The following is an 11,192-nucleotide window of genomic DNA, read 5'->3' on the forward strand; positions in this document are numbered from 1 at the left end:
AAAGCAGGTGTTCATGGTGAGTTCCCGAGTCCCCGTGATCGATCTCGGACCCTGGCGGACCGGCGGCCCCGGAGAGCGGGCCCGGACCGGGGAGCGCGTCGACGAGGCCCTGCAGAGAGCCGGCTTCCTGCTGGTGTCCGGCCACGGGGTGGACCCCTCGCTGCCCGCCCGGATCCGGGAGGCGGCCCGCACCTTCTTCCGGCTGCCCGCCGCCGCGAAGGAGCCGTACGCCGTCACGGTCGGCGGGCGCGGCTGGCTCGGCCCGGGCGCCGAGGCCAACAGCTACGCGGAGGGCGCCGCGTCCCCGCCCGACCTCAAGGAGTCGTGGTCCTTCGCCGCGGACGACCCGACCGGGAACCCCGCGGTGGACTCCGAATGGTTCCGGCCCAACACCTGGCCGCGGGAAGCGCCCGGGCTGCGGCCCCTGGTGGAGGAGTACCTGGCCGCGATGCGGGCGCTCTGCGACGAGCTGCTGGAGCTGCTGGCCGCCGCCCTGGGCCTGGAGACGGACCACTTCACCCGGCACACCGGACACCCCACCTGGGGCTTCAACCTCAACTGGTACCCCGGAACCGAGGTCGTCGGAGAACCCCTGCCCGGACAGTTCCGCATCGGTGCGCACACCGACTTCGGCACCGTCACCGTCCTCGACCGCCAGCGGGGCGCGGGCGGGCTCCAGATCCACACCGACTCCGACGGCTGGCAGGACGCCCCGTACGACCCGGCCGCGCTCACCGTGAACATCGGCGACCTGATGGCCCGCTGGACGGGCGACCGGTGGCGGGCCGGCCGCCACCGGGTCCTGCCGCCGCCGGCCGACGCACCGGCCGAGGAGCTGATCTCGCTGGTCTACTTCTACGAGTGCGACCCGAACACCCGGGTGGAATCCCTCCCGGCCCCGGTCGGCAGGGTCGTGCACGACCCGGTCGACTCCCACCACTACCTGCGCGGGAAGCTCGACGCCATCACCGTCCCTCAGACTTCAGGATGAGGCGGGGAGCGACCACGGTCGCAGGCGTCGTCCGCCTGCGAGTTGGCGATCCGCCAGGTCCGGCCGCCTAGGTTCGGTGTCATGACCACCCGCCGAACTGCCGTGTCCGCAGCCGTCCTTGCGCTCCTCCTTCCGCTCGCCGCCGCGGGCGTCTCCGCGGCGTCCGAGCCCCCGTCCGTGGCCGCGGCTTCCGATGCCCACCGGACCGCGGTGCAACTCCCGCTCCCCACGGGCCGGTTCGCCGTCGGTCAGGAGACCCTGCACCTGGTGGACCACAGTCGGACCGATCCCTGGGCGCACACCGGCCCGCGCGAGCTGATGGTGACCATGCGCTACCCGGCCCGCTCCGGCACCGGCGGGCCCGTGCGCTACCTCACCACGGAGGAGGCCCGGCTGCTGCTGATCGACCGGGAGCTGGACAAGGTGATCCCGGCCGAGACCCTGGCCGGCACGAAGACCCACTCCCGGTCCGGCGCCCGCCCCGTGGCCGGCCGGTACCCGCTGATCGTCCTGTCCCCCGGCTTCACCGTCCCGCGCGCCACCCTCACCTCGCTGGCGGAGGACCTGGCCTCGCGCGGCTACGTCGTCGCCGCGGTCGACCACGCGTACGAGAGCGCCGCGACCGCCTTCCTCGGCGGACGGGTGCTGGAGTGCCTGGCCTGCGCGCAGGTCGACGGGGACGAGGGCGTCCGGGCCGTCACCGAGGTCCGGGCCCGCGACGTGTCCTTCCTGCTGGACCGCCTCACCGGACGCCGGCCGGCATGGCGAAACGCCGACCTCATCGACGGCAGCCGCATCGCCATGGCCGGCCACTCGATCGGCGGCGCCTCGTCGCTCGCCGCGATGGCCGCCGACCCCAGGATACGGGCCGGGATCGACATGGACGGCGGACTCGCCACGCCCCTGCCCGCAGGCGTCGGCGGGCGCCCCTTCATGCTGCTCGGCGCACAGCAGAACAGCCCCGGGGCCCTCGAGAGCTGGGACCGGACCTGGCCCCGCCTCGACGGCTGGAAGCGCTGGATCACCTTCACCGGATCCGCGCACTTCACCTTCACCGACTTCCCCGCCATCGCCGACCAGCTGGGGCTCCCCGACCCCGACGCGCCGCTGCCCGGCGCCCGCTCCGTCGAGCTGACACGGCGCTACGTCGGCGCCTTCTTCGAGCAGCACCTCAAGGGGCGGCCCCAGCCCGTTCTGGACGGCCCGGCCGCCGACGCGCCGGAGGTCCGCTTCCACACACCGTGACGCCGAGGCCGCCTGCCCGTGCGGCCCGCGCCCTCAGACCACCAGCACGGGGTGGCGTACGACCGCGTCGAAGAGGTACCCCTGCGTGTTGTAGGCGGCCGTCTCGGGCTGCGTACGCCCCGTGGCGTCCGTGGCCCGGGCCAGCAGGGCGGTCGCTCCCGTGGCCCGCGGGGTCCAGGGGAGCGACCAGCGCACCCACCCGCCCCGCCGCGGGGCGTCGTGCAGCCGGGCCCGCTGCCAGCGGGCGCCGCCGTCCGTGCTGACCTCCACCCGGTGCACCGGCGCCGCGGCCGACCAGGACCGGCCGGTCAGCAGCCGCGTGCGGTACACCGGCACGGTGGCGCCCGGCTCCAGCTCGAAAGCGCTCTTGAGGGTCTGCCGGGTTAGCGGGGCGCTGCCCCCGGCCGGCTGGTCGGGGCCGAACAGCCGGTACAGGTCGGTGTTCCACGGCGAGTACAGCGGCTCGTCGCTCACCTCGATGTCCCCGACCCACTTGATCGAGGAGATCCCGATCCAGTCCGGTACCACGACCCGCACCGGGGCCCCGTGGTCGGGCGGCAGAGGCTCGCCGTTCATCTCGTACGCGAGCAGTACGTCGTCCAGCGCCTTGGAGACCGGTAGCGGGCGCCGCACCCGTCCCAGGTTCACCCCGTTCGCGAGCACCTCGGCGTCCAGCCCGCGCGGCAGCACGTCCACGGCGCGGCGTGTCACTCCCGCGAGGCGCAGCACGTCCGACAGCCGCACCCCGCGCCAGCGGGCGACGCCGATCGCGCCGAGCGTCCACGCGGTGCCGCTGACCTGCTGGCCCTGCTGGGTGGTGTAGAAGCTGCGGCCGTTGCCCGCGCACTCGATGAACAGGGTCCGCTCGACGGACGGGAGGGAGCGCAGCCGGTCGTACGTGAACTCCACCGGGCCGCCCGCCAGGCCGCTGCCCCAGATCTTCAGGCGCCAGCTGTCGGCGTCGATGCGCGGGGTGGCGGTGTGGTTCCGTACGAAGAACCGGTCGACGGGGGTGAGCTGCCCGGTACCGCGCAGGGCGGCGAAGTTCGTCTCGGCGTTGGTGCCCCGTACGGTGAACAGCTCCGGCGGGAGGGCCTTCACGATCCCGGGCTGAGGGGCGGCGCCCGACGCGGCGGCATCGGCAGCGGTGGTGTCGGCCGCGGTGGCCGTCCCGCCCGCGGCCAGCCCGAGCGGTCCGGCGGCCACCGCTCCCGCCGCGAAGAGCTTGAGCAGGTCACGGCGCTCCACCCCGGCGGAGCGGGCGCGGCCGTGGGCCCACTGCCGCAGGCGCGTGCGGTCGTACCGGCTCTCGGCGTTCGGGTCGAGGGGCATGGCGGGCTCTCCTTGGTCGAGGTTCCCGGTGGACCGTAGGAGCTACGGCCGGGCCGCGGGAACCTTCCCACCGCGATGGCCACGAATCTGCAACACGGCCGCAATGGCCGATTACCGTTTGACCGGCTGCTTTGGGCAGGATGTGGGGCATGACCGAGATCCGCACCCCCCGCCTGCTCCTGCGCCGCTGGACCGACGACGACCTGGTCCCCCTGTCGGAGATCAACGCCGACCCGGAGGTGATGCGCTGGATCGGCGACGGCTCCACCCTCGACCTGGACCAGACCGCCGAGCAGATCGAGCGCTGGGAGGACGAGTGGGACGACGAGGGCTTCGGCCTCTTCGCCGTCGAGCTGCTGGCCTCGGGGGAGCTGATCGGTGCCGTTGGACTCTCGGTGCCCGAGTGGCTGCCGGAGGTGCTTCCCGCGGTGGAGATCAGCTGGCGCCTCGGCCGCTCCTTCTGGGGCCAGGGCTACGCCTCCGAAGCCGCGCACGCGACGTTGGAGTTCGCGCTGCAGGACCGCGGCCTGGACCGGGTCGTCGCCGTCAACCGGGCGGGCAACGACGAGTCCGAGAACGTGATCCGCAAGCTGGGCATGGTGGCGGAGAAGGACACCGCCCACCCGGAGTTCGGCTCCCTGCTGAACATCCACGGCATCGACCTGACCGAGTACGAGGCCTGAGCCGAGCCCGACGGCCGCCTTACGGAGCGCAGGTGTCCAGCATGGTGCCCAGCATCTTCTTCTCGGGTTCGGTCACGGTCAGCCCGTAGGTGGACTTGACCGTGGTCCAGGCCCTGCCGTACTGGCACCAGGCCGCCTTGGACGGGGGCTGCCACAGGTCGGGGCCCTGGTCGCCCTTCGAACGGTTCGAGGACGCGCTGACCGCCAGAAGCTGAGGGTGGGTCAGGTCGTTCGCGAAGGCCTTGCGCTTGGCGGCGTCCCAGCCGGCCGCCCCGGAGCGCCAGCCCTCGGCGAGCGGCACCATGTGGTCGATGTCCACCTTCGAGGCCTCGGTGAGCACCACCACGTCGTACAGGCTCGTCCACTTGCCGGACACCGGCCGGCACTCCGCGTCGCGGACGACGTCGGCGCCGTCGCGCTGGAGGACGACCTCCCGGGTGTCGCACTTGTTGCCCTGCTCGGCCCAGTGCGTGAACTTGGCGCGGCTGTAACCGGCCATCGTGCCCGGCGCGGCCACCTTCAGCGCCGCGAGCTGACTCCGGGCCACGGCCGCGCTGACCATGCCGGGCAGGACCTCCCCGGCGGCGGGCTTGCCGTCGTCGGCGGGCGGGGAGGCGGGGCGGCTCGCCGGCTTCGACGCCCGCGGGGTCGCCTTCCCGTCGTCGCCGAGCACGGCGTCACCGGAGCAGCCGGCCACCACCAGCAGCAGTGAAGCCGCCAGAACCACACCCGGCACACGCGTCTGACGTCCCATTACCCCACCCTGCACCGGCTGCGCACACTGTCGGGGACAGACTACCCAAACCAGGGCGTCCTACCCACGGCGCCCCCCTGCCGGCCCTTCGGCCCACCCTCGGGCGGGCGTTGTCAGTGGCCCTCGCTAGTCTCCCGGCATACCGCAGTTCAGGGGGGCTTTCGCCACCCCTGTCAGGGCTGCGCGGGAGCGGCTGGAGGGGCACGGGCTGATGGCATGGCTGGCGGCGGGCGAGGGGTATGAAATCGCCCTGGTGGAGGGACGGGTGGCGGCGCGGTCCGCGACCGGCCGGGCGGCGGGGCGGCAGTTGAAGACCCTGCCCAAGGCACTGCGCGACCACCCGGAGGTGGACCGGCTGCGCCGGCTCGCGGAGTGGCTCGACCGGCACGCGGAGGCCTGCGCGGCGCAGGTGGACACCTGGATGGTGTCCTCGCTGCCGGTGCCGACCGCGCTCCTGGCGCGGGTCTGGCCCGACGAGGCCTGGCAGAGCGCGCTGCGCGACCTGGCCGTGGTGGGGGAGGACCCGGACGAGGTGGGCTTCCTGCGGGACGCCACCGCCTCCGGCGAGCTGAAGGTGGTCAACCTCGACGGCGAGACCGTACGGCTGTCCCCGCGCACGGTGACCCTGCCGCACCCGGTGCTGCTGCCCGACCTGGACGACGTACGGGACTTCGCGGCCGAGCTGGGCATCGTGCAGCGCGTCGAGCAGGTCCACCGCGCCACCTGGCAGAAGCCGGACGGGCTCGAGGCCGCGGCCACCGAGGTGCGCGACTACGCGGGCGGGGTGTTCCCGACCCGTTTCAGCCTGGCCGCTCGGGCCACCGGCCTGGGCTACCGGGTCTCCGGCGGATACGCCACCTGCAAGGTCCGGGACACCGGCCGGGGCACGGAGGCCGCGGTCTGGATCGGCGAGCCGTACTACGAGGACGAGCAGGAGACCGGCGCGCTGAGCTGGCACGACGAGGACGGCCGGGCGGTGCGCCTGACAGAGGTCGGGCCGGTCGCCTGGTCCGAGGGCATGCGGATGGCCGCGGCACTGTACGCCGGGCGCAAGATCGAGGAGGGCGGGGACGCATGAACACCACCACCACTGCCGTGGCGACGGCCCGGGCGAAGACCGAGGCCGAACTGCTGCTCAAGGCCGGCGCCGTACTGCCGTCGGACACCCCCGACGCCGGACCTGGCGCCGTGGACCTGACGGCCCGCGCCTACCGGCACCCCGCCCTCGGCGAGGACCGCGTCGTCGTCCGCCTCACCCCCGCCGAGCTCGGCCCGGCCGAGGACCTCGCCGCCGGCTTCCTGGGCCTCGTACCCGAGCCGGGCGGGGCGCCCGTCGTCGGCCTCGGCCAGCGCCAGGCGCTCGGCTTCCCCGAATGGGTCCTCGTGCACCACCCCGAGGACGGCCACCACGCCCTCGCCGTGGTCCCCGAGCTCGACCGGGCCGCCTCCCAGGCCAAGACCAAGCCCAAGGCCGCCCTCGACGCCTGCCACGAACTCGCCGGCCGGCTCGCCGCGTCCGTCCCGCACTTCCTGCCCGTCTTCTACGAGCAGGCCGCCCGCACCTTCCTCGCCGTCGAGAACACCACCTACGCGGCCCAGCTGTTCGGACGCGCCCGCAGCAGCGAGGCCCAGCACGGCCTGACCGTCGACGAGGACCGCCTCGACGCCGTCTTCCTCGAATTCGCGCTGGCCGGCGCGCTCCCGGTCAAGGTGCTCACCGGCTACGCCAAGGACCTGGCCGGCCGCGTCAGCCCCGCCGAGGCCCACGAGCGGTTCCGCCGCCTGTGCGTCCGGCGCACCGCGGGCGGACTGCCGCCCTCCGCGCAGGCCGCCGTCGAACTGCGCCGCCTCGCCCGCGCCGCGGGCCTGACCGGCACCGGCCCCGAGCAGGAGTACCTCGCCGAACTGCTGCCCCTGCCCGCCACCCTGCGCGCCGCGCTCGGCTGGTGGAAGGCCCACCGCACCGCGCTCGTCGCACTGGCCCGAGGCCGTGCGGCCGTACGCGGAACCCTGCTCGGCCTCACCCCGCCCGGCGGCGGAGACAGCGTCCAGCTCACCACCCTCTGGCTGGACGTCCTCGAGGAGTCCGGCGCCACCGCCGGACTGATCCGATCCGACCTGCCCGCCGAGGAGCGCTGCGCCGACGGCGCCGCCGGCTGGCTGGAACGCTTCCACGCCGCCCGGCACGCCGGCTGGGGCCCGCGCCCCACACCCCCGGCCCTGCTCGACCTCGTCACCCGCTGCGCGGAGCGGCTGCGCGCCGAACTGGCGCGGCCCGGCCGCGAAGCGGGCCTGCGGATCGGCGTCGAGGACGCCGACCTGCTCGACCTGCTCCTCACCCTGGAACTCCCCGTCGCCGACCCCGACCCGCAGGACCGGGCGCACCGCCACGACCGGCTGAACCTGAGCGACTGGGCCCGCGCCGACCAGCGCCGCGACCTGCTCGCCCTCGCCGCCGACGAGCGCTTCCACCCCGCCTTCGAACGGGCTCTGGACTCCCTCGGCGACGCCGCCAGCGGCACCGACGTCATCCAGCGCGCCGCCGCCTCGCCCGGTGGCCGCCCGCTGCTCGCCGCGTGGATGCGCAAGGTCGCGCGCGCCTCCACCGCCGCCGGCCTGCCCGGCCTGCCCGACGCCATCCGACGGCTGACCTGGCTCCCGGTCGAGGCGCTGGCACTCGCTCCGGAAGAGGTGGCCGAGGCGGCCGCCGCCGACCTCGCCGAAACCCTCTCCCGCACCCTGCGCGGCGGCCTGTTCGAAGAGCTGGCCTGGCCCGCGTGGGAGAGCGCCCTGGCCGAACTGGCCCCGGTCCAGGGGCCGCGGTCCCTGACCGTGGTCGAGGCGTGGCCCCACCTCATCGTGGCCAACAGCACCCAGGTCCGGGTCATCGACGCCGAGTCCACCGTGCTCACCCACGACCTGCGCATCCCGCCGGACTCCTCCCACCGCGACCGGTTCGGGTTCCACTACGTGGACGGCGAGCTGCTCGTCTTCTGGACCTCCTGGCGCACCGGCGAGACCCACGGGTACTGGCACACCGCGCCCGCCTCCGTGTTCACCCTGGACACCGGCGCCAACCGCTGGGCGCTGCGCTCCGACCACATCACCCTGCCACTGCCCGGCGGCGGCCGCACCACCGGCGCGGGCGTCCTGCATCGCGGAGACACCAGGCTCCCCGACGAGCGGCCGCTGCTGTCCGACGGGACCTCGTACTGGGTGTGGGAGCACCGCGACCAGTCCGCCGAGCACCGTGACAGCGGCTGGCGCGAGTACGCCCCGGCCGGCGGCGCCGGGGGTGACCCCGCCGACGGCACGGCCGGCGCGCTCTACGGCCGCCGGTCCTGCCCCGGCTTCCTCGCGGACGCCCTGCGCGGCCAGCCCGACACCGCCGTCCTGGCCGGCCAGAGCTGCTGGCTGCGCCCGGCGCCGGCCGTCGAGGCCTCGGTGCTCGGCGCCCCCGTGGACGGCCTGCTCGGCTGGCGCGCCGTACGCCTGCCCGGCCAGGGCTGGCACGGCTCCGACCTCGGCGGCCGCGCCGTCACCGTGCCCGAGGGCATCGACATGCCCGTCGCCGCGCTCACCTTCCCCGGCGACGACCGCCCGCGCGCCCTCACCCACCGCTGGCGCGAACTGGGCATCGCCGACCCGGACGGGGTGCTCACCGCCCAGTCGCGCGGCGACCACCGCAACCCCGGCTTCTCCACCGGCAGCACCGACCTTCCGCCGCTCGCCTTCTGGTACGCACTGCGCCCGCGCGACCCCGAGGGCTCGGCGGCGCTGCGCGCGGCCGACCGCGAGACCGTCGCCGCGCTGCTCAAGGCGGCCGCCGCGGCCGAGAAGTCCGCCGACCTGCCCGGCCTGGTGGCCGCGGCGCTGCCCCGGGTCACCGACCCGAAGATGACCGGCGGCATCGTCGAGGTGCTCGCCTTCACCCTCGTCCAGCAGAAGGCCCTGGACGCCGTCGCGGCCCGGCTGGACCGCGACGGCGCCACCACCGCCGACACCGAGGAAGGCCCGACCGACCACCTGCTCGACGAGGCCCTGCACGGCCTGATGGGCCGCGGCTACTACCGCTGGGGCGCCCGCACCGACGCCGCCTACCGCTACCTGCGCGCCCTCGGCGACGCGGGCCGCGACACCGAGGCCGTCGCCGTTCCGGGCCGGCTCCACTTCGACATGCCCGCCCTCCCGTACTCGGCGCTGCCGTGGACCCCGCTGCTCGACCATCCCGCGGCCATCGCCTACCGTGCCGTCGGCCCCGGCGCCGACGGCGAACAGCGCGCCGCGCTGCTCACCTTCCTCGCCGAGATCGACGCGCTGGGCCTGGCTTCGGCTTCGACCTCGGGTTCGGCTTCGGCTTCGACCTCGGGTTCGGTTTCGACCTCGACTTCAACCTCGACTTCAACCTCGGCTTCGGCCGAAGGGTCCGAAGGCCGCTGGCGCCGGGTCCTGGTCCACCTCGACCAGCGTCTGATGCGCGGCCCCGACGGAGTCGACCGCTCCGCGCACCACCGGGCCGTCCTCCCGCTCGGCGGGGGAGCCGCGCTCGCCCCGACCGAGCACAGCGAATCCGTCGCCGACGGGCACGAGTTCGGCGCGCTGCTCTACGACCCCGCCGGCCGGTTCGCCGTCCCCGGGCCCTACACGGTGCGCGGCGACGCCCCGCTCGGCGACCGCCGGCGCGGCGCCGGCTGGCTGACCGCCTTCCTGCGCGAGGCCGCCGAGCGCGGGCCGGCGCCGTTCCTGCCCGAAGCCGCCGAGGAGTTCGCCCGCCGCACCGGAGCCTTCGGCGCCCTGGCCCGGCTCGTCGTCGCCGGACTCCCGCAGATCGACAGCTACGTGAGCAACTTCCTGCCCGCCGGCCTGCGCACCGCCCTCGGCGTCAAGGCCACCGAGGCGGCAGCCGCCCGCGACGAACTGCGGAACCTGGACGGCGAGGTACGGCGCGAGCTGGTCGCCGCCCTGCTCCCCGCCGACCCGGCGCGGCTGTGGGAGGACGGCCCGGACGTGGCGTCCGCCGCCGAGGTGTGGAACCGGCGCGTGGGCCGGCGCACCCCCGTACCCGACTGGCTGCGCACCGAGGCCGCCCGGGCCGTCCGCAGCGGCTGGGCCGCTCACAAGGCGCTGCCCGCGCTGCTGGACCCGGCGTCGGCCCCGGAGCTCTCCGTGGACGTGGCGTGGGCCGTCAAGGGCGACCACGTGGAGCCCCGCGAGCCCGCCACCGATCCGTTCGTCGCGCACGTACTGACCGGCGCCGTCGCCACGGCGGCCTGGCTGGCCCACCGGCTGCCCGCGGGCCACCCCGTACGAGCGGCCCTGCCACCGGCGCTGACGGCCGTGCGGCAGCGGCTCGCATCGCCCGAACTGCTGCTCGGTGTCGGGCACTTCACCAGCCTGTCCGACTTCCGCAAGGCGGCGGGCACGCCCTCCGAGACCGGCGAGGGGTACGAGCGGTACGGCGCGGTGGTCATGGCCACCCACGACGACCAGCCCAAGCCCGCGCTGAGGACCGCACTGCTCGACTCCACCGGATCCGACCCCTACCTGGCGCTCCTGCGCGGGACCGACCAGCAGCCCTCGGCCGTGGAGACGGCGCTGCGGGTCGTGCACGACCCGCGCTTCGCGGCGCTGCTGGCCGACCCGGGCGCCCCGGCGGCCGGCGCGGCCGACGCCGACGGCACCTGGTGGCCGCAGGACCCGAGCCGCTCGGTGCCGGAGCTGGTGGCGGAGGTGTCCGAGGCCCACGGCCTGGGCGCCGACGCGGCGGCCCTGTACCTGGCGCTGCTCGCCATGCCCGACCCCACCGACCGCAACACGGCCCGCTGGACGGGCTGGAAGCCGGCCCGGCTGAAGGCGGCCCGCGCCGAACTGGCCGCCACCGGCCTGGTGGTGACCGCCGACCGCACCCGGGCCGGGCGCTCTCTCTTCCTGCCCGGCGGCTGGACCGAGATGGTCTCCCCGACGCTGCCGGTCGAACAGTGGAAGCTTCCGATGTACGACCGGCACGCGGGCCTCCTGGTACCCGGCGAGCCGGCCGCGGACCTCTACCGCCGGGCCTGGCAGCGGGTCCGCGAGGGTGACGTACCGCGCTTCGAGGAACTCAAGGTCAAGCGCACCCGCCCCCGGGCCCGCCGCCGCTGACGCCCGCCCTGCTCCCCTCTTCCGTTCGCGCCCCGAGGAATCCCGA

The 11,192-nt window shown here is 75.1% G+C and carries 7 protein-coding genes; 5 read left to right on the forward strand and 2 right to left on the reverse strand.

All coding sequences use genetic code 11. The features are described 5' to 3' along the window. Positions 1-13: 13 nt before the first annotated feature. Positions 14-991, forward strand: a complete 978-nt coding sequence (locus ACFWB8_RS20580) for an isopenicillin N synthase family dioxygenase (RefSeq protein WP_385228718.1) — start codon at positions 14-16, stop codon at positions 989-991. 81 nt (positions 992-1,072) lie between these two features. After that, entirely contained in the window at positions 1,073-2,236 is a 1,164-nt protein-coding gene (locus ACFWB8_RS20585) for an alpha/beta hydrolase family protein (protein WP_385228720.1), read from the forward strand. A gap of 33 nt (positions 2,237-2,269) precedes the next feature. Here ACFWB8_RS20585 and ACFWB8_RS20590 read toward each other — a convergent pair whose 3' ends face one another. Further along, positions 2,270-3,568: a sulfite oxidase gene (locus tag ACFWB8_RS20590; RefSeq protein ID WP_385228723.1), complete on the reverse strand. Its 1,299-nt coding sequence runs from the start codon at positions 3,566-3,568 to the stop codon at positions 2,270-2,272. 149 nt (positions 3,569-3,717) lie between these two features. On the opposite strand from ACFWB8_RS20590, the gene ACFWB8_RS20595 reads away from it, so the two are divergent. Then, entirely contained in the window at positions 3,718-4,251 is a 534-nt protein-coding gene (locus ACFWB8_RS20595; protein ID WP_385228726.1) for a GNAT family N-acetyltransferase, read from the forward strand. 19 nt (positions 4,252-4,270) lie between these two features. Here the strand turns inward: ACFWB8_RS20595 and ACFWB8_RS20600 are convergent, their stop codons facing one another. Then, a complete protein-coding gene (locus ACFWB8_RS20600; RefSeq protein ID WP_385228729.1) occupies positions 4,271-5,005 on the reverse strand; it encodes an HNH endonuclease family protein in 735 nt (244 codons plus the stop codon). A 211-nt stretch (positions 5,006-5,216) separates the two neighbouring features. Between ACFWB8_RS20600 and ACFWB8_RS20605 the strand changes: the two genes are divergently transcribed. Together ACFWB8_RS20605 and ACFWB8_RS20610 are read left to right on the forward strand one after the other, a co-directional pair. Beyond that, the gene (locus tag ACFWB8_RS20605; RefSeq protein WP_385228732.1) at positions 5,217-6,083 is read left to right on the forward strand and encodes a DUF4132 domain-containing protein; all 867 of its coding nucleotides are present in this window, start codon (positions 5,217-5,219) and stop codon (positions 6,081-6,083) included. Next, positions 6,080-11,146, forward strand: coding sequence for a DNA-binding protein (locus tag ACFWB8_RS20610; RefSeq protein ID WP_385228735.1), 5,067 nt, complete (start codon positions 6,080-6,082; stop codon positions 11,144-11,146). The genes ACFWB8_RS20605 and ACFWB8_RS20610 overlap by 4 nt, the downstream gene beginning before the upstream one ends. Positions 11,147-11,192: the final 46 nt, after the last annotated feature.

It is taken from the genome of Streptomyces sp. NPDC060031, assembly GCF_042736805.1.
GTDB lineage: Bacteria > Actinomycetota > Actinomycetes > Streptomycetales > Streptomycetaceae > Streptomyces.

Coding starts and splice junctions, on each gene's coding strand:
- ACFWB8_RS20580 (WP_385228718.1), top strand. CDS start 14: ATGGTGAGTTCCCGAGTCCCCGTGATCGATCTCGGACCCTGGCGGACC.
- ACFWB8_RS20585 (WP_385228720.1), top strand. CDS start 1,073: ATGACCACCCGCCGAACTGCCGTGTCCGCAGCCGTCCTTGCGCTCCTC.
- ACFWB8_RS20590 (WP_385228723.1), bottom strand. CDS start 3,568: ATGCCCCTCGACCCGAACGCCGAGAGCCGGTACGACCGCACGCGCCTG.
- ACFWB8_RS20595 (WP_385228726.1), top strand. CDS start 3,718: ATGACCGAGATCCGCACCCCCCGCCTGCTCCTGCGCCGCTGGACCGAC.
- ACFWB8_RS20600 (WP_385228729.1), bottom strand. CDS start 5,005: ATGGGACGTCAGACGCGTGTGCCGGGTGTGGTTCTGGCGGCTTCACTG.
- ACFWB8_RS20605 (WP_385228732.1), top strand. CDS start 5,217: ATGGCATGGCTGGCGGCGGGCGAGGGGTATGAAATCGCCCTGGTGGAG.
- ACFWB8_RS20610 (WP_385228735.1), top strand. CDS start 6,080: ATGAACACCACCACCACTGCCGTGGCGACGGCCCGGGCGAAGACCGAG.